General features: G+C 72.0%; 22 protein-coding genes and 1 pseudogene. 19 read left to right on the top strand and 4 right to left on the bottom strand.

Going from position 1 to position 22657, the window contains the following annotated elements; translation table 11 throughout:
* The 3 genes from AC3AGO_RS13915 (at position 1) to AC3AGO_RS13905 (ending at position 3093) form a co-directional block, all read left to right on the top strand.
* Positions 1-414 (top strand): RidA family protein, encoded by a 414-nt coding sequence (locus tag AC3AGO_RS13915; RefSeq protein ID WP_487820501.1) that lies wholly within the window; start codon positions 1-3, stop codon positions 412-414.
* Between the two features lie 189 nt (positions 415-603).
* Entirely contained in the window at positions 604-2076 is a 1473-nt protein-coding gene (locus AC3AGO_RS13910; protein WP_487820500.1) for a GntP family permease, read from the top strand.
* A gap of 171 nt (positions 2077-2247) precedes the next feature.
* The gene (locus AC3AGO_RS13905) at positions 2248-3093 is read left to right on the top strand and encodes a S1 family peptidase (protein ID WP_487820499.1); all 846 of its coding nucleotides are present in this window, start codon (positions 2248-2250) and stop codon (positions 3091-3093) included.
* 96 nt (positions 3094-3189) lie between these two features.
* Here AC3AGO_RS13905 and AC3AGO_RS13900 read toward each other — a convergent pair whose 3' ends face one another.
* From AC3AGO_RS13900 to AC3AGO_RS13890, 3 genes are all read right to left on the bottom strand, one after another.
* Positions 3190-4236 (bottom strand): chitinase, encoded by a 1047-nt coding sequence (locus tag AC3AGO_RS13900; protein ID WP_487820498.1) that lies wholly within the window; start codon positions 4234-4236, stop codon positions 3190-3192.
* A 158-nt stretch (positions 4237-4394) separates the two neighbouring features.
* Positions 4395-5501, bottom strand: a complete 1107-nt coding sequence (locus AC3AGO_RS13895; protein WP_487820497.1) for a hypothetical protein — start codon at positions 5499-5501, stop codon at positions 4395-4397.
* A complete protein-coding gene (locus AC3AGO_RS13890; RefSeq protein ID WP_487820496.1) occupies positions 5498-6613 on the bottom strand; it encodes a hypothetical protein in 1116 nt (371 codons plus the stop codon). The genes AC3AGO_RS13895 and AC3AGO_RS13890 overlap by 4 nt, the downstream gene beginning before the upstream one ends.
* A 324-nt stretch (positions 6614-6937) precedes the next feature.
* Here AC3AGO_RS13890 and AC3AGO_RS13885 point away from each other — a divergent pair, with 324 nt between their 5' ends.
* The 15 genes and pseudogenes from AC3AGO_RS13885 to AC3AGO_RS13815 all read left to right on the top strand — a co-directional run bounded on the left by AC3AGO_RS13885 (position 6938) and on the right by AC3AGO_RS13815 (position 20346).
* Entirely contained in the window at positions 6938-8260 is a 1323-nt protein-coding gene (locus AC3AGO_RS13885) for an Nramp family divalent metal transporter (RefSeq protein ID WP_487820495.1), read from the top strand.
* A 214-nt stretch (positions 8261-8474) separates the two neighbouring features.
* Positions 8475-9440 carry a hypothetical protein gene (locus AC3AGO_RS13880; RefSeq protein WP_487820494.1) on the top strand — a complete coding sequence of 322 codons (966 nt, stop codon included), beginning with the start codon at positions 8475-8477 and terminating at the stop codon, positions 9438-9440.
* Positions 9441-10181, top strand: coding sequence for a Flp pilus assembly protein CpaB (cpaB, locus tag AC3AGO_RS13875; RefSeq protein WP_487820493.1), 741 nt, complete (start codon positions 9441-9443; stop codon positions 10179-10181).
* 35 nt (positions 10182-10216) lie between these two features.
* Positions 10217-11889, top strand: a pseudogene (locus AC3AGO_RS13870) (CpaE/TadZ family protein); the annotation flags it as partial.
* Between the two features lie 302 nt (positions 11890-12191).
* Positions 12192-12524 (top strand): TadE/TadG family type IV pilus assembly protein, encoded by a 333-nt coding sequence (locus tag AC3AGO_RS13865; protein WP_487820492.1) that lies wholly within the window; start codon positions 12192-12194, stop codon positions 12522-12524.
* A gap of 59 nt (positions 12525-12583) precedes the next feature.
* Positions 12584-13960: a TadA family conjugal transfer-associated ATPase gene (locus AC3AGO_RS13860; protein ID WP_487820491.1), complete on the top strand. Its 1377-nt coding sequence runs from the start codon at positions 12584-12586 to the stop codon at positions 13958-13960.
* A gap of 418 nt (positions 13961-14378) precedes the next feature.
* A complete protein-coding gene (locus AC3AGO_RS13855) occupies positions 14379-15323 on the top strand; it encodes a type II secretion system F family protein (RefSeq protein ID WP_487820490.1) in 945 nt (314 codons plus the stop codon).
* A 1-nt stretch (position 15324) separates the two neighbouring features.
* Complete coding sequence (locus tag AC3AGO_RS13850) at positions 15325-16233, top strand: DUF5936 domain-containing protein (protein WP_487820489.1); 909 nt, start codon at positions 15325-15327, stop codon at positions 16231-16233.
* An 11-nt stretch (positions 16234-16244) separates the two neighbouring features.
* Entirely contained in the window at positions 16245-16961 is a 717-nt protein-coding gene (locus AC3AGO_RS13845) for a response regulator transcription factor (protein ID WP_487820488.1), read from the top strand.
* Positions 16962-17155: 194 nt separating this feature from the next.
* Positions 17156-17350, top strand: a complete 195-nt coding sequence (locus AC3AGO_RS13840; RefSeq protein ID WP_487820487.1) for a hypothetical protein — start codon at positions 17156-17158, stop codon at positions 17348-17350.
* Positions 17347-17937 (top strand): pilus assembly protein TadG-related protein, encoded by a 591-nt coding sequence (locus tag AC3AGO_RS13835; RefSeq protein ID WP_487820486.1) that lies wholly within the window; start codon positions 17347-17349, stop codon positions 17935-17937. Before AC3AGO_RS13840 ends, AC3AGO_RS13835 begins: the two co-directional genes overlap by 4 nt.
* A gap of 32 nt (positions 17938-17969) precedes the next feature.
* Positions 17970-18554, top strand: coding sequence for a hypothetical protein (locus tag AC3AGO_RS13830; protein ID WP_487820485.1), 585 nt, complete (start codon positions 17970-17972; stop codon positions 18552-18554).
* A gap of 4 nt (positions 18555-18558) precedes the next feature.
* Positions 18559-19308 carry an OmpA family protein gene (locus AC3AGO_RS13825; protein WP_487820484.1) on the top strand — a complete coding sequence of 250 codons (750 nt, stop codon included), beginning with the start codon at positions 18559-18561 and terminating at the stop codon, positions 19306-19308.
* Between the two features lie 64 nt (positions 19309-19372).
* Positions 19373-19828 (top strand): hypothetical protein, encoded by a 456-nt coding sequence (locus AC3AGO_RS13820; RefSeq protein ID WP_487820483.1) that lies wholly within the window; start codon positions 19373-19375, stop codon positions 19826-19828.
* Positions 19825-20346 (top strand): hypothetical protein, encoded by a 522-nt coding sequence (locus tag AC3AGO_RS13815; protein ID WP_487820482.1) that lies wholly within the window; start codon positions 19825-19827, stop codon positions 20344-20346. The genes AC3AGO_RS13820 and AC3AGO_RS13815 overlap by 4 nt, the downstream gene beginning before the upstream one ends.
* A 6-nt stretch (positions 20347-20352) precedes the next feature.
* Here the strand turns inward: AC3AGO_RS13815 and AC3AGO_RS13810 are convergent, their stop codons facing one another.
* Positions 20353-21315, bottom strand: coding sequence for a hypothetical protein (locus AC3AGO_RS13810; RefSeq protein WP_487820481.1), 963 nt, complete (start codon positions 21313-21315; stop codon positions 20353-20355).
* 346 nt (positions 21316-21661) lie between these two features.
* Between AC3AGO_RS13810 and AC3AGO_RS13805 the strand changes: the two genes are divergently transcribed.
* A complete protein-coding gene (locus tag AC3AGO_RS13805) occupies positions 21662-22636 on the top strand; it encodes a GlxA family transcriptional regulator (protein WP_487824653.1) in 975 nt (324 codons plus the stop codon).
* Positions 22637-22657 lie beyond the last annotated feature (21 nt).

Genomic DNA, 22657 nt, shown 5'->3' with positions numbered 1-22657 from the left:
ATGAGCGACAAGCTGGCCAAGACCGCCCTCACCCCGTCGACCCACACGACGCCGCCGGCGAAGTTCTCGCACGGCGTGAAGAAGGGCAACATCCTCCAGGTCGCGGGCCAGGTCGGTTTCGGCAAGGCCGTCGAGGGCCAGGCCCCGACTCCGGTCGGCCCGACCCTGCGCGAGCAGACGCTGCAGACCTTCGCCAACGTCAAGGCGATCCTCGAAGAGGGCGGCGCGAGCTGGGACGACGTGATGATGGTGCGCGTCTTCCTCACCGACACCTCGCACTTCGCCGAGTTCAACGAGATCTACAACGAGTACTTCGCCGACCTGAAGGAAGCCCCCTCCGCGCGGACGACCGTGTACGTCGGTCTCCCCGCCGGCCTGCTCGTCGAGGTCGACGCGCTCGCCGTCCTCGGCTGACGGAACGGCACCGGCCGTGAGCCGGACCGTCGTCCCCCAGCCGTCAACAACGGAAGGTCCGGCTCACCGGGTTGATCCCCCACCAGCCCTCCGCCGCACTCCGCGGCACGGCGCCGCTCCGCACGGCGCCGTGCCGCGGTCCCCCCTGCACGAAATCTCCCCCAGCACGGAAACAATGAGGTTCCCCCCATGCTGCTCGCCGCTCCGGCGCCAGAGAAGGCGCCACCGCACACAGGCGGACTGCTCGCCCTGATACCCGGCACCGCGGGCCTGCTGACGGTCGCCGCCCTGGGCATCCTGCTGCTCCTCTTCCTCATCATCAAGGTGCGGCTGCAGCCCTTCGTCGCGCTGCTCACCGTGTCCATCGTGGTCGGCCTGGGCGCCGGCCTGTCCGTGACCGAACTCTTCGGCACCGTCCAGAAGTCCGAAGCCGTCTCGATGATCGAAGACGGCATGGGCGGCATCCTCGGCCATGTCGCCATCATCATCGGCCTGGGCACGATGCTCGGCGCGATCCTCGAAGTGTCCGGCGGCGCCGAGGCGTTGTCGGCGCGGCTGCTCAACCTCTTCGGTGAGAAGCGCGCCCCGCTCGCCATGGGCCTCACCGGCCTGATCTTCGGTATCCCGGTCTTCTTCGACGTCGGCATCTTCGTCCTCGCGCCGATCGTCTACGCCGCGGCCAAGCGTTCCGGCAAGTCCCTGCTGCTGTACGCGTTGCCGCTGCTGGCCGGCCTCTCCATGACGCACGCCTTCCTGCCGCCGCACCCCGGCCCCGTCGCCGCGGCCGGACTGCTCCACGTCGACCTGGGCTGGGTCATCCTCATGGGCATCATCTGCGGCGTCCCCGCCGTCATCGCCGCCTGGGTGTTCTCGGCGTGGATCGGCAAGCGCATCTTCGTCGACGTGCCGCAGGACATGGTCGAGGCCGCCGAGGAGGCCAAGGCAGCCGTCGCCGCCGAACAGCGGGCCGCCGGCAGCACGCCCACCGAGAAGCCCGTACCGCTGGGCGCCGTGCTCGCCATCATCGGCACCCCGCTGGTGCTGATCCTGCTGGCGACGTTCTCGTCCATCGCGCTGGACCCCTCCACGGTCCGCTCGGTCATCGAGTTCTTCGGCCACCCCTTCGTCGCGCTCACCCTCGCCCTGCTGCTGGCGTACTGGCTGCTCGGCATCCGGCGCGGCTGGTCCCGCCAGTCCCTGGAGACCGTGTCCACCGCGTCGTTGAAGCCCATCGGCAACATCCTGCTGGTGGTCGGCGCGGGCGGGATCTTCGGCGCGGTGCTGGAGGGCAGCGGCGTCGCCGACGAGATCGCCGCCACCTTCAAGGACTTCGGGCTGCCCGTCATCGTGCTGGCCTACCTGCTGTCCCTGGTGCTGCGCGTCGCGCAGGGCTCGGCGACCGTCGCCATCGTGGCCACCGCGGGCATCGTCGCCCCGATGCTGCAGGGCGGCGAGTTCTCGCAGGCCGGAACGGCCCTGGTCATCATGGCCATTTCGGCCGGTTCCATCTTCGCCTCGCACGTGAACGACGGCGGGTTCTGGATGGTCTCCAAGTACTTCGGGATCTCCGAACGGGACACCCTGAAGTCCTGGACGGTGCTGGAGTCGGTGCTGTCCGTCGCCGGCTTCGTCGTGGCGGCCCTCGTCAGCCTCGTCGTCTGACCCCGGCGCTCCCCGCGCGTACCCCGGCCGGTCCGCTCCGGCCGGGGTACGCGTGCGCCGGTACGGGAGGGCCGACATCCGCTTTGTGCGGCGCTCTTGTGGGGGTGTGGCCCCGGGACCAAGAATGCCCGGGGCCACACCGGCCACTCCTTCCCGTAGGAGAGGAAACCCATGAAGAGACCTCTCGCCGGCTCGGCCGCGGCGTTATGCGCCGCGGCCATCGCCTTCGCGGGCCTGACCGCGTCACCCGCGGCGGCCCTCGACAAGAAGCCCGCGGCCACGCCGGGCTTCGAGGGCACCGTCGCGCTCAGCAACTGCTCCGGCTCGCTGGTGAAGATGCCGGACTCCGCACCCGACGACCCCGGACTCGTGCTGTCCAACGGGCACTGCCTGCAGGAGGGCATGCCGGGACCCGGTGAGGTCGTCGTCGACAAGCCCTCGGCCCGCTCCTTCACGCTGCTGAACGACGACGGCAGCGACGCGGGCAAGGTCACCGCCACCAAGATCAGCTACGCGACGATGACGGACACCGACGTCTCGCTGTACGAACTCGGCTCCACGTACGAGCAGATCGAGGACAAGTACGGGATCGAGCCGCTGACCGTACAGGCGAAGCACCCGGTCAAGCGCAAGGCGATCACCGTGGTCTCCGGCTACTGGAAGGAGACCTTCTCCTGCGGCCTCGACGGCTTCGTGTACAAGATGCGCGAGCACCACTGGACGTGGAAGGACTCGCTGCGCTACACGTCCGCCTGCAAGACCAAGGGCGGTACGTCGGGCTCCCCGGTCATCGACGACGCGACCGGCAAGATCCTCGGGATCAACAACACCCGTAACGAGAGCGGCGAGCGCTGCACGCTCGACAACCCCTGCGAGGTTGACAAGCAGGGCCGGGTGACGGTCCGGCACGGCATCGCGTACGGCCAGCAGACGTACACGCTGACGCAGTGCGTGGGCACCGGCAACAAGGTCGATCTCGACCGCCCCGGCTGCGTGCTCCCGAAGCCGAAGTCCTAGCGGCAGAGCGGTGGTTCAGGGCAGTGAGGTGCCCCCGGACGAGAGTCCGGGGGCACCGTGCGTACGGGGCGGTGGGGGCACCCCGTACGGGACCGGTCAGCCCAGCGCGTCGACGTGCGGACCGACCGTCTTGGACCAGGCGTTGCCGTTGGCGGCGTCCCAGTTGGTCGACCAGGCCATGGCGCCGCGGATGCCCGGGTACGTCTTGGAGGGCTTGAAGCTGCCGCATCCCGTGCCCTTGGCGAGACAGTCCAGCGCGTCGGTGACGACCTTCGGCTCGACGTAGCCGGAGCCCGCCGCCTTGCTCGACGACGGGGCGCCGATGCCGACCTGGGACGCGTCGAGGCCGCCCTCCAGCTGGACGCAGGCGAGCGAGGTCAGGAAGTCGACGCTGCCCTGGGAGTACGTCTTGCCGTCGCAGCCGTTCATCGAACCGCTGTTGTAGTACTGCATGTTGACGACGGTGAGGAAGTCCTTCACGGCGAGGGCCGTCTTGAAGTACTCGTTCTGCGGCGACTGCATGTCCACGGTCTGCGGCGCCATGGTCACCACGACGTCGCTCTTCGCGCTGTGGATGCTCTTGAGCGCCTGCGTCATGTACGTCGAGTGCAGCCCGTTCTCCAGGTCGATGTCGACACCGTCGAAGCCGTACTCGTCCATGAGCCCGGTGATGCTCTTCGCGAAGGTGCCGGCCGACGCCGAGTCGCCGACGCTCACCGCGCCCTTCTCGCCGCCGACCGAGACGATCACCGATCTGCCCTGCTCGTGCAGGGACTTGATGTCCGCCTTGAACTCGTCCTCCGAGCCGTAGCCCGTCGCCGGGTCCAGCTTGAAGTCGACCTGGCCGGGGGAGCCGGTGGCGTCCGCGAAGGCGACGGCAACGATGTCGTAGTCCTTGGGGACGTCCGTGAGCTTCTGCTTGGTGGCGCCGTTGTCGAAGTTCTGCCAGTAGCCGGTGACGGCGTGCTTCGGCACCGCCGAGGCGCCGACGCCCGTACCGCGCGGTGCCGTCTCGCCGGCGTCGGCCGTGCCGGCGGCGAACAGCCCGGTGGCCGTGAGGGCCGCGGCGGCGAGGGCCGCGACGACGCGCGGGCGTCCGACGAGGGGGGCGCGGGAGTGTCCAGGGGAAGATGCGCGTGCCACAACTGCCTCCGATGTGGGGGGACATGAGGGGAGGGGCGGTGCTGTGTGCGTCGCGTGGGGCCCCAGCGCGTGTCGTACAACGTGGTCCAGACCAATGGACTTGTCAAGGGATGTGACGGAAGCCCGCCGTCCTCAAGCCCTCTGCGGCGGGCCGCCGTTCAGGCGGGCGGCAGCTTCAGGTCGATGCGTCCGCAGGCCAGCCGCTCGCTCTCCTCGGCGACGTAGTCACGGAACACCTCCGGGAGTCGGGTCCGTTCCGTGGACGGCAGTTCGCCGGAGAAGATCACGGTGCCGTCCAGGCAGTGTGCCTGGAAGACGGCCCGGTCCGAGCGGACGAAGCCGTATCCGGCGTCGGTCTCGACGCGGTTGCCCTCGTACAGCGCGGCCTTCCCGAAGACCGCCGCCAGCCGCGGGTCGGTGACGGTCATCAGCCGCAGACGCGACGAACTGCCGCTCTCCTCGCAGGTCCGGACGGGGCCGCCCGGGCGGGAGACGCGCAGGGGTACGGAGTACCCGTCCTCTCCCTCGTCCGCCTGCTCGTCCCCGTCGCGCCGCGCGCCCGGCGCGGGCGGCATCCGCAGGCCGTCGATGCCGCACAGCTCCGCCGTCCCGCCGTCCCGCAGGAGCTCCGGCTCGTACGAGGCGCGCGGTGCCGGGTCCGGGACGCTCCGCGGGCAACCCTCGTGCTTCTGCGCCGCGTTGACCAGCCGTGCGGCGACCCGGGCGAGGGCCTGTCTGTCGTCCGCGCGCACCCGGTCCTCCGGCTCCGACGTCCGCGTCGACACATCGACAACTGTGGGGCCCTTCTGCTCGTCCCGCCGGCCGAGGCAGCCGTCCGGGACGGCCAGCCAGGCGCGGGTGTCCGACGCCATGCCGAGCATGCCGCCGCCCAGCGGCGTCAGCCGCGCCGAGAGGAACTCGTCCGCCCATGTGCCGTCGTCGTCGCCGTCGGAGCCCAACTGGTGCAGACGGGCGCGCACTCCCGTACCGCCGGTGTCGAACTCGCAGATGCCGCGCAGCCCTTCGCCCAGGGGCGTCCGCAGCGGGAGCTCCGCGTGCCGCAGGTCCTCCTCGGCGTCGTCCCACGTACCGAGTGCCTGCCGGGCCTCGCTCTCGCCCAACGCGCCCCAGCAGAGCCGCTGTTCGCCCAGGGGGAGCGCGCCGGTCTGCCAGGCGGTCACACCCGTGGCGACCAGCGCGGCCGCGAGCGCGGCGGCCAGCGCGGTGCGGAGCCGGCCGCGTCCTCCGGACGGTTCGTCCGTCATCGTGCGTTCTCCCCCTCGCCGTTCCCGCCGCCCCTGCCCGAGCTCCCGCCGCCGGGTGCGATGGCCGGGCAACCGAGGCGCTGGGCCACGGCGTTGGCGTACAGCTGCCAGTGCCTGCCGGCCTCGGTGTCGCCGTCCCGGGTGAGCAGGAAGTGCACCGGCCGGCCCGCGCACGGTGCGCTGACGGCCGCGTAGTCCGTGCCGGCGGCGTCCGTGCCCCGCGCGCCCGTACCGCGCCAGCCGCGACCGAGCGGACTGTCGCCGGTGAGCCCGTCGAAGAGCCGGCCGAGCCGTTTGTCGGTGACGGCGAGCAGCCCCAGGACGACGGTCTCGTCGCTCAGCTCCTGATGCTCGAAGACGCGGCAGGAGCGCATGAGCGGGCTCGCGACGCCGAGCACCGCGTTCCGCGCCAGCCGCTCCTCCCGGGTGCGGTCCAGACGGATGCCGCGCACGTTGCAGTCGGTATCCTGCCCGACGGAGCGGGTGTCGGGCAGCGCGTACACCGGGCCCCCGGCGGGCAGCGGCCGCGACCCCGCGCAACCCGCCCGCGCCATACCGGTGTTGACGGCCTGCACCAGCAGCTTCGCCATGCCGCCCGCGCCGCCGAAGTCGGCCGCGCCGTACGTGTTGCGCTCCTCGCTCTCCAGCGTCGCCACCGTCGGCTTCCCCCGGACGTCGCACCGCTCGGGCAGCACCAGCAGCGCGCGGCGGCCGTCGACGAGGCCGGGCAGCCCGTCGGGGAAGGGTGCGCTGTCGGTGGTCAGGAAACGCCCGATCAGCTCGGCGCGGTCCCGCGCGGCGGCGGGCAGCTGCCGGTAGGAGACGGTGAGGCTCTGGCCGGTCGGCTCGGTCTCCCCGTTGTACGTGTCGCTTCCGGTCACCTCGACCTTGCAACTCCCCTGCGGGCGCGACCCGTCCGGCGGCGTACCCGACGAGGTGCGCCCGGACGACGAGTCGGCGTGCAGCGGGTCGTCACCGAAGAACCCCGGGCCGCTGTCCTCCTCCCAGGAACCCCAGCAGTACCGCTCCTTCGCCAGCGGCCCCGCGCCCGCCGCACCCGCGATCCCGAGGCCGCCTGCCGTGAGCGCCGCGGCCAGGACGGCGGCGAGCACACCGCGTCCGCGCCGGGACCGCGGCAGCCATCGCCGTACGCGCCCCGAGTACTGCTGTTCCGTTCCGTCCCCGCCCACCCGTACGCCCCCGCCGTCCCCGCCGGTGCCGGCTCCGCAGGCCGGCCCCGAGTCCTCAGAGGAGGCACATTAGCCACTCCTGTCCCGGGCTCCCGGGCAGGCCGCCCGCATTCGCACAACATCGTGAGCAGCCCGTGACCCGAGCCCGGGGGCTCGCCGCACGCGCTCTTGTGCGGAACGTGATCGACCTGTTTGATGCGCCCACGTGACCGGTGTCACGACGGCGACCGACGCGGAGGCAGCGAGATGGCGACGGAAGACAGCGCGGCGGCGGTGAACGACGACACGGGTACGCCGCCCGTACGCAAGCCCAGCTGGAGAATGATCGGGCCCGGCATCGTGGTCGCGGCGACGGGCGTCGGCGCGGGCGATCTGGTCGCCACCTTGATCGCCGGCAGCAAGTTCGGCTACACGCTGCTGTGGGCGGCCGTCATCGGCTGCATCGTGAAGATCGCGCTCGCCGAGGCCACGGGGCGCTGGCATCTCGCCACCGGGCGCACCATGTTCGACGGCTGGCGCTCCCTCGGCCCGTGGACCACCGTCTACTTCGCGATCTACGTGGTCATCTGGGGCTTCATGTACGGCGCCACGGCGATGTCGTCGTCGGCCCTGCCGCTCGCCGCGCTGTTCCCCGGCCTCCTCGACCTCAAGGTGTGGGGCGTGCTGTGCGGGCTCGTCGGGCTCGTCTTCGTCTGGTTCAACCGGTACGCCGTCTTCGAGAAGGCCATGACGGTGCTGGTCGGCGTGATGTTCGTGATCGTCGTCTATCTGGCGATCCGGGTCACCCCGCACCTCGGCGACGCGCTGGCCGGTCTCGTGCCCGTACTGCCGAAGGGCTCGATGCTCTACACCCTCGGCCTGATCGGCGGCGTCGGCGGGACGATCACGATGGCCGCGTACGGCTACTGGGTCAACTCCAAGGGCTGGACCGACAGCAGCTGGATGAAGATGATGCGGCTCGACAACCGCGTCGCCTATGTCACCACCGGCATCTTCGTCGTCGCCATGCTGTTCGTCGGCGCGGAACTGCTGCACGCCTCCAACATCGCGCTGTCCGACAAGGACAACGGCAAGGGCCTCGTCGACCTCGGCGGCATCCTGGAGAAGCAGTACGGCACTGCCACCGCGAACCTCTTCCTCGTCGGCTTCTTCGCCACGTCCTTCAGTTCGCTGATCGGCGTGTGGCAAGGAGTGAGCCTGATGTTCGCCGACTTCGTCGCACGGTTCCGGTCGGCACGGGCGAGCGCCGGCGGCGCCGGCGAGGACGTGGTGGCGGAGCTGGCCGCGGGCGAGCGCGAACGCTCCGTACCGTTCCGCGCTTTCCTGCTCTGGCTGACCTTCCCGCCGATCTCCCTGCTCTTCCTCGACAAGCCGTTCGCCCTGGTCATCGGCTACGGCGTGCTGGGCGCGTTCTTCATGCCGTTCCTGGCCGGCACCCTGCTGTGGCTGCTCAACTCCTCGCGCACCCCGCGGGAATGGCGCAACGGCATCCTCAGCAACGTGCTGCTCGCCGCGTCCGGCGTGCTGTTCGTCGTGGTCTGCGTGCAGCAGCTCCGCGAGACCTTCTGATCACCGTCCCCTCAACGCGGCAGCCCCGGCGGTCTGTTCGGCGTAGACATACCGCGCGAGCCTTCCCGTACGGGCCGCATAGCGCCGCCCCCTGTGCGGGTATGGGTGTGCGCGGAGATCTGTTCTCTGGCGTACGCCCCGGCTATAGGGTGTGATGTCGTCAGATCACTGACAAGATCGGGTACTTGGGACCCGGAGCGTTCAGGGGGCGGGGATGTCCACTGCGGTGGTGGTGACCAGCGGCGACCACATGCTGCCCGCTTCCGGCCCGGACACGCCGCGGGCGCATGTGCTCAAGCCGCCCGAGGAGCAGCCCCTCGACGCGGCGCTCGAGGAGACGTACGCGCTCGTCGAGCACCACGGCTATCTCGTCGTCGTGCACCCGGACACGCTGCCGACCCCCTCCCTGCACCGGCTGCACGCCATCCGGTCCGTCCTGGAGAGCGACCGCATCGCGATCGTCCCGACCGCGCTGCCGCCGCTCGGCGCGGCCGTCCTCGTACGCCAGCTGCGGCAGCTCTCCGCCTGCGACTTCAGCCCCGGCGTGCTCGCCGCGTCCGCGCGGCTGCTCACGCACTACATCTACGCCGGAGCCCTGCTGAACTCCGTGACGAAACTCGACCGTGTGCATGTACCGCTGGCCGCGCACGCCAAGTCGTGGATGCCCGGCGCCCAGTTCGCCGTCCTCGCGGCACCCGCGCCCCAGCTCGTACGGGTCGGCAGCCAGGCTGACAGCGGCACCCTCGCCGGGCCGCGGTTCGCCACGGCCCTCACCGTCGCCCGCGGACAGCTCGCCTCCGACTGGGTGACCGCCACCCTCGCCCCGGAGTGGCGGGCCAGGGCCGTGGAGGAGACCCGGCTCGCGGGGGAGTCGCCGCGCTGGTGGGGGACGGGGAAGCTGATCGAGTTCGCCGCGGCCATCCCCGACGTGTCGGTGCTGTCGCAGCTCGTCGCCTCCGTACGGCGGGACGGCTGCCGCTGGTGCGGGCTCGAACTCATCGGCGACCGCTGCGCGTTCTGCGCCGCGCCCGCCCTGCCGCCGCAGTCCGCACCCGCGCGCACACCGGCAGCGGGACGCACGCCCGCCGGGCACCTCACGGACGCCGCTCCCGCGACACCGCCCCCACAGCCCGCCCACCACGGCAACGCCGTCGTCGCCGATCCCAGAGGTCTCCAGTAAATGAACTCACGCCAGCGCCGCGGCGTCATACTCATCATCGTCTCCGTGCTGTGCGCCCTCGCGGCGTTCGCCGGCGTGCTCGCACTGGTCAGGGACGTCCAGGCGAAGGTCGGCCCGGAGACGACCGCGTACGAGCTGAAGCAGGACGTGCCCGCGTACAAGGCGCTGCGCGCCGGCCAGTTCCGCAAGGTCAGCATGCCGGAGCGGTGGCTGTCGTCGACCGCCGTCACCGACCTCCGCGACGTGCAGGGGAAGATCGCCACAAACGCGCTGCGCGAGGGCTCGCTCCTGCAGTCCGACATGATGGCCGACCGGCCCGAACTGAAGCCGGGGCAGCAGGAGATCGCCATCATGATCGACGCGGAGACCGGGGTCGCCGGGAAGATCAACCCCGGCAGCCGCGTCAACATCTACGCCACCTTCGAGGGCGAGCAGCAGGCCGGCGCCAAGACGGCGGCACCCTCCCAGTCCAAGGTGATCGTGACCGGCGCCCAGGTCATCGACGTCGGCAAGCTCACCCCGTTCAAGGACGGCGGCGGCAGCGGCGACGACGCGCAGCGCTCCCGCGAGCGTGAACGCGACGGCGTGCCCATCACGTTCGCCCTCTCCACCCTCGACGCCCAGCGCGTCGCGTACGCCGAATCGTTCGCCGAGCACGTACGGCTCGCCCTCGTCGCCCCCGGCGACGACGCGCAGATCCCCGACAGCGAGCGCAGTTACACCCTTCCCGGGGACAAGTGAGCAGCCCCGGCAGCAGGACAGGACGGAGTCAGCCGATGGTCACCCGCATCCAGCCCGCTGTCAGCGACGCCGACGCCGCGCGCAACGTCGTCAACCTGCTCAGCCAGCTGCCGGACACCGAACCGGCGGCCCCGGCAGCCGACTCGACGCAGCTCCTCGACCTGCTCGACCGGTGTGCCGCCGCGTCGGTGACGGAGCTGCCCGAGGTCGTCCTCGTCCACGAACTCATCGGCCCCCTCCCGGCGCTGGAGCTCATCCGCGAGATCGGCCTGCGCTTCCCCGGCGTCGGCGTCATCCTCGCCACGCACGACACCAGCCCGGCGCTGTACTCCGCCGCCATGGACTCCGGGGCGCGCGGCGTGGTCGGCCTGCCGCTCACCTACGACGAACTCGCCGCACGCGTCGGCCCGGCCGCCGCCTGGGCCGCCGGCGTACGGCGACACCTCACGGGCGGCGGCGCGGGCACCGCGGAGGGCGAGGACGGTACGGCGGGCGGCACGGTCGTCGCCGTCACCGGCTCCAAGGGCGGCGTGGGCACCACCCTCGCCGCCACCCAACTGGCGCTCGCGGCAAAGGCGTCGGGCCGTACCGCAGCGCTCGTCGACATGGACCTCCAGTCCGGCGACGTGGCCTCCTACCTGGACGTACAGTTCCGCCGCTCCGTCGTCGACCTCGCCGGGATCCGCGACATCTCCTCGCGGGTGCTGCAGGACGCCGTGTTCCTCCACGAGTCCGGGCTCGGCCTGCTGCTCGCCCCGGGCGAGGGCGAGCGCGGCGAGGAGGTCGACGACCGGGCGGCACGGCAGATCATCGGCGCGGTGCGGGACCGGTACGACGTGGTGGTCGTCGACTGCGGTACGCAGCTCGCCGCCGGCAACGCCGCCGTGGTCGAAATGGCCGACCTGGCGCTGCTGTTGACGACCCCCGACGTGGTGTCCGTACGGGCGGCCAAGCGGATGGTGCGGCTCTGGGACCGGCTCCAGATCCGCAAGGCCGAGGAGACCGTCACGGTCGTGAACCGCGCCTCGCGCGGCACGGAGATCCAGCCCCCGCTGATCACGCGCATCGTCGGCACACCCGTCGCCCGTACGACGGTGCCCGCGCACTTCAAGGAGCTGCAGACGGCCGTGGACGCGGGCCGCGTACAGGACCTGGACCCCAGGGGCCAGGTACGGCAGGCCCTGTGGGCGCTGGCCGGTGAACTCGGCCTCGTGGACGGCACGCAGGAGACCGGCACCGGCTCGGGCGGCGGACTGCTGCGGAAACGCGGGCGCGGCGGGAAGCGGCGTACCGAGTCGCCGCGCGCGGAGTCCGGCACGGCGGGACCGCAGGAGCTCGCGCCGGGCAGCGCGCCGGGCGGGGCGGCCGGCCGTCAGGCGCTGCCGCCGGGACGCCAACCGTGACGGCCCTGACGGGGCGCGGGCAACGGCGCAAAAATCAGGGGCGCGAGGAACTGCGCAAAGATCAGGGGCGCGGGGAACTGCGCGAACCCGGCCAGAGCGCAAGCCGCACGCGCATACGCTCCCACCCACAGCGCGCATCCCGCGGCCCGGGCCGCGACCGCGGCGCCGTGCTGGTCGAGTTCGCCGGGATGGCGCCGATCGTGCTGACGGTCCTCGCCCTCATGTGGCAGTGCGTCCTGATCGGCTACACCTTCACGCTGGCCGGCAACGCGGCCGACGAGGCGGCCCGCGCCGCCGCCTCCGCAGCGGAGTACGGCGATCCCGGAGGCGCCTGCCAGTCCGCCGCGACGGAGCACCTGCCCTCGCAGTGGTCGTCCGGCGCGGCGGTCTCCTGCGCCAGGGCGGGCGACCTGTGGAAGGCGGACGTACGGCTGCGGACGCCCGTGCTGTTCCCGGGCGCGGTGTCCCTCCCGTTCACGGTGTCCGGCGAGGCGGGCGCCGCCGCGGAGGGGGGCGGGGAATGACCGGACGGACGCGGCACGGCCGCCGCCTGCTGTGTGCGAGGCACCGGCTGTGCGCGAGGCTCCGGCGGGCCGGTGACCGCGGTGTGAGCTCCCTCGAACTGGCCGGGATGCTCCCGCTGTTGCTGCTCGTCGCCTGTGCGGCGATCCAGCTCGGAATCGTCGGCTACGCGGTGCAGCAGGCCGGTACGGGTGCCCGCGCCGCTGCCCGTACCGCGAGCCAGGAGGACCTCGCGGACAGCGCGACCGCCGTCGGCCGCTCCGCCATGTCCGGCTGGACGGCGAGCCGCAGCAGCTTCAGCGTCGCCGGGTGCGGCGAGGAGGCCACCGTCACCACGACCGTCACCATCCCGTCCCTCGTGCCGGGCATCGGCAGCTTCGGCGGCGCGTCCCGCTCCGCCACCATGCCCTGCGACTGACCCGTACACCGACCGCCCCCGTACACAGCAGGACCTGCGGAGGAGAGAGGAGCCGAGGCATGAGCCTGCGCGCCCGCCTGACACCGCCCGACGGCGGCACCCAGCACGGCGGCCACGGCGCCCCCGCGCCCGCCGACGCCACCGGACATCTCGTACCGGCCTACCGGGCGAAGCTCCTGGAGGAGATCGACCTCGCCGAGATGTCCGCGCTCGCCCCGCACGAGCGCCGGGAGCGCCTGGAGCGGGTGCTCGGCCACATCATCAGCCGCGAGGGCCCGGTCCTCGCCACCAACGACCGGGCGCTGCTGATCCGCCGCGTCGTCGACGAGGCGCTGGGCCTCGGCGTCCTCGAACCGCTCCTGGAGGACCCCTCCATCACGGAGATCATGGTGAACGGCCCGGATCAGGTCTTCGTCGAACGGGCGGGCCGCGTCGAGCAGGTGCCGGTCCGCTTCGCCTCCGACGAGCAGCTGATGCAGACCATCGAGCGCATCGTCTCCACGGTCAACAGGCGGGTGGACGAGTCGAATCCGATGGTCGACGCCCGGCTGCCCAGCGGCGAACGCGTCAACGTCATCATCCCGCCACTTGCCCTCACAGGCCCCACGCTCACCATCCGCCGCTTCCCCCGCGTCTACACGCTGCACGAGCTGATCGCGCTCGGCTCCCTCGACGAGCACATCGTCTCGCTGCTGTCGTCCTTCATCCGCGCCCGCTTCAACCTGATCGTCAGCGGCGGTACGGGCAGCGGCAAGACGACCCTGCTCAACGCGCTGTCCGGGCTCATCCCGGAGACGGAACGCATCATCACCGTCGAGGACGCCGCCGAACTCCAGCTCCAGCAGCGGCACGTGATCCGGCTGGAGACCCGCCCCGAGAACGTCGAGGGCCGCGGCCAGATCACCGTCCGGGACCTCGTACGCAACTCGCTGCGCATGCGGCCCGACCGCATCATCGTCGGCGAGGTGCGCGGCGGCGAGACCCTCGACATGCTCCAGGCGATGTCCACCGGGCACGACGGCTCCCTGGCGACCGTGCACGCCAACTCGTCCGAGGACGCGCTGATGCGCCTCCAGACCCTCGCCTCCATGTCGGAGGTCGAGATCCCGTTCCCCGCTCTCCAGGACCAGATCAACTCGGCGGTGGACGTCATCATCCAGCTGGCCCGGCTCTCGGACGGCTCCCGCAAGATCGTGGAGATCTCGCTGCTGGCGTCGCACGGACGGGAGAACTTCTCGCTCGTGCCGCTCTCCCGCTTCTCGGCCGAGCCGCTGTCGGCGGACGGCAAGGTGCACGGCACGTTCAGCCACCTGCCGCTGCCGCCGCGCACCGCGGACCGCCTCTTCATGACGGGTGAGCCTGTGCCTCCGGTCTTCGGCGTCGCCCGGGACGAGGGCGGCGGCGCGGCACCGCCGGAACACGGGGGGCGCGGATGAGGCCCGCGACGCTCCCACCTCAACGGTTGCGTGACCCCTCAGCGGGGGCCCTGTGCGGGGCAACCCCTCATCGGGGCGCGTGCGTTGGGCGCGGGAGACGTTCCCTGCGCGGGTGCGGTCCGGCGTGCCCACCCGTTCCGCCCCCAGGGCGGACCAGCTGCCCACACCGAGGTCTCACCCCCTCCCACCCCCACCCCCGCACACCGGCAAACCGCCCCAACACAACGCATCCCGCACAGCGCAAGCGTTCACGCATGAACCTGCCGCCGTCCGGGGTATGGCGAGGGTGCGCGGACTGTGGGCTGTTCTCCCGGGGGCTTCACGGCTATAGGGTGTGATGTCGTCAGATCACTGACAAGATCGGGTAGTTGGTGCGCACTCGGCGCGTGGCCCGTTGCTGGGGAGGGACACCCGAACCATGAGCACCACCGCACAACTCGCCCTCGGCGGCACGCTGCTGGCGCTGGCCCTCGCCGTCGCCGGGGTGGTGACGTACGCGGCCGGCCGCGCCCAGCGGCAGGTCCTGCTCGACCGGCTCACCACCGCGGAGTCCGGCATCGAGCTCCCGCCGGGCCGCCGCCGGCACTTCACGGCCGTCGACCGCAGGCTGCGCCGTACGAAGCTGGGCCACCGCATCCAGCGGAAACTCGCCATGACCGGGCTGGACGTGACGCCCGGCGAGTTCCTCGTCTACGTGCTGGCCGTCGTCGTGGCCCTGTGGCTGCTGGCCTCGTCCGTGCTGGCGCCCTTCTTCGGCCCGCTCGCAGGCCTGCTCGGCGTGCTCGCGGCGAACGCGTTCCTCACGTACCAACGCCGCCGCCGTACCGATCAGTTCATCAACCAGCTGCCCGAGCTCTCCCGCATCCTCGCCAACGCCACCTCCGCGGGGCTCGCCCTGCGTACGGCCCTCGGCATCGCGGCGGAGGAGCTGGAGGCCCCGGCGGGCGACGAACTGGCCCTCGTCACCAATCAGCTGGCCGTCGGCCGCTCCATCGACGACGCGCTCAACGAGCTCGCCGAACGGCTGCCCTCCCGTGAACTCGTCGTCCTCGTCACGACGCTCGTTCTCGCGAACCGCGCGGGCGGCACCATCGTCGGCTCCCTGCGCAACCTCACCACCACTCTGGAGGAGCGCAAGGAGACCCGCCGCGAGGTCCGCACCATGCTCGCCGAGGTCAACGCGACCGCTTTCACCGTTCCCGTTCTCGGGCTCGGCGCCATGCTGATGATGAACTCGATGATGCCGGGCGCCCTGGAGAAGGTCACCGGATCGCCTTTCGGGCAGCTCGCGATGCTCGTCGCCGTCGGCCTGTTCGCCGCGGGCTTCCTCGTCATCCGCCGGCTCGGCAGAATCGAGGTCTGAGATGACGCCGACGTCCTCGCTGCTCGCGGTGGCCCTCGCCGCCGTCGTCGGCCTCGCCGTGTACGGGGTCTGCGCGGGCATCGCCATGTTCCGCGCGGAGACCCGCCTGCCCGCCGACCTGGCGGTGGCGCTGGAGGTCGGCGCCACCCGCACGAAGACCCGCGAGGCCGCCGTCGACCGGCTCGGCGTCCGCTTCGCACCGCTCGTGCTCCGGCTGATGGGCCCGCGGCAGGTCGCCGCGAAACGCCGGAAGATCGACCAGGCGGGCAACCCCGGCGGCCTCACCATCCAGCGCTACGCCGCCCGCCGCGCCGCGTACGGGATGTTCGGCGGCGTGACGGCCCTCATCGGCATCGGCGCCGGCAGCCTCTGGTTCACGGTGCTGGTGCTGGCCTTCGGCTGGTTCGCGGCGGACGTCGCCATCTGGGAGGCGATACGCACCCGCAAGCGCGTCATCGAACGTACCCTCCCCGACTTCCTCGACGTCCTCGCCGTCGTCGTCTCCTCCGGCCTCGGCTTCCGCCAGGCGCTGGAACGCGTCGCCGAACGCTACAAGGGCCCGTGGGCGGACGAAATCCACATCACGCTGCGCCAGATGGACATGGGCGTCAGCCGCCGCGAAGCCTTCGACGCACTGCGCAAGCGCAACGCCAGCGAACAGGTCGACCAGTTCGTCATCGCCCTCCAGCAGGGCGAGGAACTCGGCGCGCCCATCGCCGAGACGCTCATCCAGATCTCCACGGACATGCGCCGCACCGACGCCCAGAACGCCCGCCGCGCCGCGGCGAAGAACGTCCCCAAGGCCACGATGACCACCATCGGCTTCCTGCTGCCCGGTGCGCTCATCCTCATCGTCGCCACGTTCTGGCTCGGCTCCGACACCGACTTCGGGTCGGTGCTGAACGGGTGACGGCGTCACGGATGAATGCGGTACGGATCCTCGTCGCGGGCGACAACCCGGTCGTACGGGCCGGTCTGACAGTGCTGCTCGGACGGCGCGACGACCTGCGCATCGTGGCCGAATCCGGAGGCGGACGGGGCGCGTTGGAGGCGGCCCGGCTGCACCGCCCGGACGCCGTGATCCTCGACGTACGGCAGCGGGACCCGGCACTGGAGAGCGCGCTGCGGTCCCGCGGCCGGCTGCTGCTCCTGACGTACGAACGGCACGCCGGGGCGGGAGCCGCCGCGGACGGAACGTTCGTCCACGGGGAGTTCACCATCGAGGAACTCGCCGCGTGCGTACGGGCACCCGTCCCCGAAGGTGTGCCGGAGGCCGTGCCGGCGGGCGCGGGCGCGGTCGTTGCCCCCGCTGGCTTGTCGTACTTGCCCCCGCCGCGGGGCGGGGCTGTGGCACAGTCGGGCTCGATACGACGGTGGGCCACGGGAGCCTGCACGCCCCGCCACGGCCTCAGCGGCAGAGAGGTGGAGGTGATGGGAATGATCGCCTCCGGCATGACCAACTCCCGCATCGCCGCGACCTGTTGCATCAGCGAGAAGACGGTCAAGAACCACATCAACCGCATCTTCACCAAACTCGACGCCCGCAGCCGCAGCGAGGCCATCGCCCTGTGGCTCGGCACGGCGACCCGCGGCCCGGTCGGCGGCGCGACCGCCGGAAGCGGGGCCGGCGATGGCTGAGCGCGAGGTGCGGACGGGCCCCGAGGGGCCCGCGGCGCACAGAAGTTGGGCCCTGGGGCCCATGCGCCGGGTGCGCCCGGCCGCATACGGTCCCGGTGCCGCCCCTGCGGGCGGCGGCACGGGGAGACGGCCACCTGGGAACGGTCCGTCGGCTGCGTCAGCGACCATCGGAGGGGATCAGGATGTCGAAGTCCATGCGGAGCTGGCGTCACCGCCTGTACGCGCACATGACGGGCCGCGCGTCGGACCGCGGCGTGAGCGCGCTCGAATACGTCGGCATGGTCATCATCGTCGCGGCGATCATCATCGCCATACGGCAGCTGAACCTCGACGGGGTCATATCCGCCGCGATCTCCAACGCGGTGCAGAAGGTCGTCGGCGGTGGATGATCCGGACCGCGCCGGGCAGTGACGAGGGAGCGACCGTCATCCTGTACGGCGCTGTGATCGCGGGCCTGCTGTTCATGGCCTTCGCCTTCTTCGCGGTCGCCCAGGCGAGCACCGTGCGCAACGGGGGACAGTCGGCCGCCGACGCCGCCGCGCTGGCCGCCGCACAGGACGACCGCGACCAGCTCTTCGACGGGTTCCTCGACTCCCTCGGGGACGGGGACTCCTGGCAGGACTGGCTCGGCGGGCTGGGGGACATCGCCGCCGACGGCTGCGGACGCGCGGGGGAACTGGCGGAGCGGAACCGGTCCGACCTCACGAGCTGTGACCCGGTCACCCGCGGCGCGGACAACGGATACACCGTGAAGATCCGCACGCAGTTCGACACGGGCGACACCGTCGTACCCGGCGCGGACAACAAGAAGGCGACGGCGACGGCGACGGCGGTCATCAAGCCGCGCTGCGACATCGAAGGTGACGCGAAGGACATCGAATTCAGCTGCGACGGCGAGGACTTCACCCTCGACCCCGAGGCGAAAGACCTCGACGTGGAGCCGTCGGACCTCTTCTCGGTGGTGCTGGTCGACTGATGAGCGAAGAACTGACAGGGGACGAACGAGTCATGAGGAATCGGCGTGCCATGAAGGTCCGCAGGGGGATGACGGCTGCGGCACTCGCGGCGGGACTGGTGGTCACGGCCGCCGGATGCGGCGGAAGCGACGACGGTGGCGGGGACGCCAAGAAGCCCTCGGCGTCCGAGAAGCCGGCCGACAAGGACAGCGGCCGGTCCGCCGGCGAGGGGGAACCGCTGGCGGAGGTCAAGGGCGGGAAGGACATCACGCTGACGGTCAAGTCGGCGAAGCGTGACGAGGGCGGGTTCGTCACTGTCACCGGAACCGTGCGCAACGGCAGCAGTGAGATCTGGAGCGCCCCCGGCTGGCAGGGCGACGAGAACGAGCTGAGCCAGCGGAACGGCGCCTCCATGGCAGGCGCGGGCCTGCTCGACAAGGCGGGCAAGAAGCGCTACTTCATCCTCCGCGACACGGAAGGGCGCTGTCTGTGCACGACGTTCAAACCGGCCCTCAGCCCCGGTGACGAGAAGTCCTGGTACGCCCAGTTCCCCGCCCCTCCCTCCGGGAACGACAAGGTGGACTTCCAGATCGCGGACATGCCGCCCGCCAACATCCGCCTCTCGGGGGGTGAGTGACCGCATGCGTCCGTCGCGTACGGAGGTCGCCCGCGCAGCGGTCTGTACGTCTGCCTCCCTCCTGCTGTTCACCGGTATCGGGGCCGCTCCCGCGCAGGCGGAGGATCCGTCTCCGTCGCCCGCCCCCTCCACCCTTCCCGGGGCCGGCGACCCCACGTCCATCCCGACCGAGGGGGGCGCGCCGTCGTTGCCGGGGGAGGAGGCCGGCGGGGCCGGGAGTGCGCCGAAGTACAGCGAACCGCCGGACAACATCGGGGACTCGAAGGCGCCGGTGGAGGTGGACCCGCAGGCCGCGGGGCTCAGACTCGCGGACGGGGCGAAGCTGGCGCCGCCCAAGGTGCTGGACATCAAGTTCGTGACGGAGGACCTGGGCGGGGAGGAGCGGCGTGAGGACAGTACGGCGAAGACGAAGTTCACGCTGCAGGCCGAGGTGCTGTTCCCGAAGGACAGTCCGAAGCTGAACAGCAGCGGACTTTCGCGGATCAAGGACATCGCCGCGGAGGTCGGCAAGCAGAAGGCGACCGAAGTGAACGTCTTCGGTTTCACGGACGACCTCGGCTCGTACGAACACGGCCGTACACTCTCCAAGAACCGTGCGAGCACGGTGCAGAAGGAGCTGTCCAAGGAGCTCGGCGCGAACGTGTCGTTCAACGTCCGCGGCTACAGCGAGGATTATCCGGTGGCCGACAACAAGACGGAGGACGGCCGCAAGAAGAACCGCCGGGTCGAGGTCTCGTTCCCCCGCCAGGACTGACCACCCGAGCGGGCCGGACCGACGGGCGGCGGTTCACGGGGGCGCACGACTGGGGGATCTCTTTATGCTGCCGCACTACCGCGTTCCGGGCCGTTTGGTGATCGAGCTGCGCGAGATCGTGGACATCGCCAACGACCTGTCCACCGAGGAGGAACTGCGCCGTCTGATCGAGCCGTACGCCGCGGAGACCGCGAACGGCGCGCGCCCCGGCGGGCGGGACTCCGCCGGGCAGGGCTCCGCTGCGCAGGACTTCGACGTACAGGACCCCGAGGCGCAGGCTCCCGGCGGTGTCGTGGTCGTCGACGTGCACGCCTCGCTCATCACCGCGGCGGGGCTCCGGGTCCTGCAGCGGGCGCGGCAGTCGGCGCTGAACGGCGGTGCGGGCTTCCGGGTCGTGGCCCGGCGGCCGCTGGCGTACAAGGCGGTACGGGTCACCGAACTGCACAAGGCGTTCGGTCTCACCGATGTGCTGCCGGGGCCCGCGCCGGGGCCCGTGTCCGACCCGGCGTCACAGTCGTGAGCCGGACCGCGCGTGCTCCGCGCCGGGCCGCGGTGCACGCGGCACCGCGGCGCCGGGCGGGACGGGCGCGGGGCTGGACCGCCGGCTGGGTCACGGGCGCGGCGCACAGCGCCGGGGTGGCGCTGCTGGCCGTCACGGAGCTGGTGAGGCAGGACGTCGGCCCGCACGGGCTGCGCGGTCCGGCGGGTGAAGTCCCCTCCTACGCGGGTGAGTTCGCGCGGATCGCGGACGCGCTGGCCGGGCAGGGGTGGTTCACGGCCGTGTCCCGCGTCTGGGAGGCGATGGCGTTCGGGGAGCCCCGCGCGTTTCTGTGGGCCGCCGTGTGCGCGGCGCTCGTGGTGCGGTTCAACAGGGACGGCCCGCCGGTGGTGCAGTGCGTCCTGTCCTGCGCCGCCGCCGTGTACTGCGTGCCGGCCGCGCTCGCCGGGCTTCCCCTGCTCGCTCTCGCCGGCTGGTACGTGCTGCCCTTCCTGCTCACCTTCGGCGCCGTCGTCACCGCGGTCGTCACGAGACGCTGACCCGCGTCACGGGGCGCCGGTCCGGGAGGGCAGGGTGCAGACGACCGTGTGGCCGGACGCCACCCGCCAAGTCCAGTACGTACGCCGGTCCCTGTGCTTCTCCCCGCCTTCGCGGTCCTCGGCGTCCCGCGCGCACAGCCCCGCCGGTGCGGGGTCCGGTGCGCCGGGGTGGACGCCCGTCACGGTCAGCACGCGGTCGTACGGGCGGGGCAGCCGGCGGGTGCCGCAGTCCGGCGCCGACATGAGGTCGGCCCGTACGTGCTGCCCCTGCGGGGAGGCGAACAGGCAGTCCCCGGCGCGGAACTGGCGGGTCAGGCAGAGCACCACGGACCCGCGCGCGGAACGGTGGGACCAGTGGTCGCGGTCGGATCCGCGGGGACAGTCGGCGGCGTCGGCCCGTACGGCGGTGACCCGCACATACGCGTCCCGCTCCGCGCAGCCGGTGCGGGCCGCGGCCGAAGGGGACGCGGCGCTCCACCCGTTGCCGTCCCGCGCGTCGCGGTGCACCGACAGGCACTGGCCCGCGCGCACCGAGCGGAACGCGTGGGCCACAGGGCCGGCGGCCGACGGGCCCTCGGAGGACGGCACCCCGGCCGACGGCTCATCGGGCGCATCAACAGACGGGCCCGCGGCCGGCGCCGAGGGGGAGGCCCCCGGGAAGCCGCCGTCGCGGGGCGCGCCCGAAGGTACGGGGGCGCCGGACGGCACCGGCGTACCGGTCGCCGTTCCGGCGCCCCCGTTCACCGTGGGTGCCGCCTTCGGGCCCGTCACCGAGGGCGCGGGCAGGCCCGCCGAGTCATCGGCAGAGCTGAGGACTCTCGGCAGGATCAGCGTCGCGAACAGCGTCCCTGCCACCACCAGCCGCCAACGCCCGCGCCGCGCCCGCGCTTCGGGGCTGTCCCTCTCGTCCTCCGGATACTCCTCCCACGTCTTGAGGAGATCCTGCTTCCTTCCGCGCCACCACCTCACCGGCCACCCCCGTCCCCGCCCCATGGTCGCCGAGCGGACGCCGCCGGGCGAGGGGGCGTACAGGATCCGGCGGCCCGGAACCGCGGCCGCGGGCCGGAGGCCGCCGCTCCGCCGCGCGCAGCCGGGCGTCGATCCGCCGCTCCCGCGCATCCCCGAGCAGCGCGGGCAGGGCGAGAAGTACCAGCAGGGCAACAACGCCCGCATAGTCGCCAATTGGGCTGATTGCGCTCAATGCGCTGTATACACCGTCCATATGTCCACTGTCCCGCTGTCGCCGCACGGACGGCAGTGGCAGGACTGTCCGCAACCATCGAATTACTGCCGCCGTTCTGCCATGCTCGACAGCATGCTGGGCAACGTGGCGACTGTGCTGATCCACGACGTCAACGCCTTCGAAATCGGCGTGCTCTGCGAGGTGTTCGGCATGGACCGCAGCGATCAGGGGCTGCCGGTCCAGGACTTCGCCCTCGTCGCCGCCGAACCTCCGCCGATCCGCACCAATCCCGGTTTCACCATCGACACCCCGCACCGCCTCGACCGGCTCGCCGAGGCCGACCTCATCGCCGTGCCCGCCGGGCAGGAGTACGCCGTGCGCGGCTTCCCGCCCGAGCTGCTCGACGCGCTGCGCGCCGCCGTCGACCGCGGCGCGTGGGTGCTCAGCGTGTGCTCGGGCGCCTTCGTCCTCGCCGCCGCCGGGCTGCTCGACGGCCGGCGCTGCACGACCCACTGGCGGCTCACGGACGATCTGGCCCGCCGCTATCCGAAGGCCCTGATCGAACCGGACGTGCTGTACGTCGAGGACGGGCCCGTCATCACCTCGGCCGGCACCGCCGCCGGCATCGACGCCAGCCTGCATCTCGTACGGCGCGAACAGGGCAGCGCCGTCGCCAACGCCATCGCCCGCCGCATGGTCGTCCCGCCCCACCGGGACGGCGGGCAGGCGCAGTTCATCGAGCACCCGGTGCCGGCCGTACAGGACGACGACGCCATCGGCACGGCCCTCGCCTGGATGCACGCCCACCTGGAGCGGGACATCACCGTGGAGCACCTCGCCGCCCGCGCCCACCTCGCCCCGCGTACGTTCGCCCGCCGCTTCCACCGCGAGACGGGCACCACGCCGTACCAGTGGCTGCTGGGCCAGCGGCTGCTGCGGGCCCGGCAGTTGCTGGAGGACTCCGATCTGACCGTCGACGTCGTCGCCGCCCGCGCGGGCTTCGGCAACGCGGCGGCGCTCCGCCACCACTTCCTCCGCCGCCTCGCCACCACCCCGCATTCCTACCGGCGCGCCTTCCGCGGAGCCCCCGCCGGCGAGCCCGCGTAGGCTCACCGCGTGCTGTGGACA

It is taken from the genome of Streptomyces sp. BL1, assembly GCF_057628045.1.
Note: the sequence above shows the minus strand (reverse complement) of the source record. Positions and strands in the feature narration are given on the sequence as shown.

Coding starts and splice junctions, on each gene's coding strand:
- AC3AGO_RS13880 (WP_487820494.1), top strand. CDS start 8,475: ATGTCCACTGCGGTGGTGGTGACCAGCGGCGACCACATGCTGCCCGCT.
- AC3AGO_RS13850 (WP_487820489.1), top strand. CDS start 15,325: ATGACGCCGACGTCCTCGCTGCTCGCGGTGGCCCTCGCCGCCGTCGTC.
- AC3AGO_RS13820 (WP_487820483.1), top strand. CDS start 19,373: ATGCTGCCGCACTACCGCGTTCCGGGCCGTTTGGTGATCGAGCTGCGC.
- AC3AGO_RS13905 (WP_487820499.1), top strand. CDS start 2,248: ATGAAGAGACCTCTCGCCGGCTCGGCCGCGGCGTTATGCGCCGCGGCC.
- AC3AGO_RS13830 (WP_487820485.1), top strand. CDS start 17,970: ATGAGGAATCGGCGTGCCATGAAGGTCCGCAGGGGGATGACGGCTGCG.
- AC3AGO_RS13885 (WP_487820495.1), top strand. CDS start 6,938: ATGGCGACGGAAGACAGCGCGGCGGCGGTGAACGACGACACGGGTACG.
- AC3AGO_RS13845 (WP_487820488.1), top strand. CDS start 16,245: ATGAATGCGGTACGGATCCTCGTCGCGGGCGACAACCCGGTCGTACGG.
- AC3AGO_RS13910 (WP_487820500.1), top strand. CDS start 604: ATGCTGCTCGCCGCTCCGGCGCCAGAGAAGGCGCCACCGCACACAGGC.
- AC3AGO_RS13855 (WP_487820490.1), top strand. CDS start 14,379: ATGAGCACCACCGCACAACTCGCCCTCGGCGGCACGCTGCTGGCGCTG.
- AC3AGO_RS13805 (WP_487824653.1), top strand. CDS start 21,662: ATGCTGGGCAACGTGGCGACTGTGCTGATCCACGACGTCAACGCCTTC.
- cpaB (WP_487820493.1), top strand. CDS start 9,441: ATGAACTCACGCCAGCGCCGCGGCGTCATACTCATCATCGTCTCCGTG.
- AC3AGO_RS13840 (WP_487820487.1), top strand. CDS start 17,156: ATGCGGAGCTGGCGTCACCGCCTGTACGCGCACATGACGGGCCGCGCG.
- AC3AGO_RS13835 (WP_487820486.1), top strand. CDS start 17,347: ATGATCCGGACCGCGCCGGGCAGTGACGAGGGAGCGACCGTCATCCTG.
- AC3AGO_RS13860 (WP_487820491.1), top strand. CDS start 12,584: ATGAGCCTGCGCGCCCGCCTGACACCGCCCGACGGCGGCACCCAGCAC.
- AC3AGO_RS13895 (WP_487820497.1), bottom strand. CDS start 5,501: ATGACGGACGAACCGTCCGGAGGACGCGGCCGGCTCCGCACCGCGCTG.
- AC3AGO_RS13825 (WP_487820484.1), top strand. CDS start 18,559: ATGCGTCCGTCGCGTACGGAGGTCGCCCGCGCAGCGGTCTGTACGTCT.
- AC3AGO_RS13915 (WP_487820501.1), top strand. CDS start 1: ATGAGCGACAAGCTGGCCAAGACCGCCCTCACCCCGTCGACCCACACG.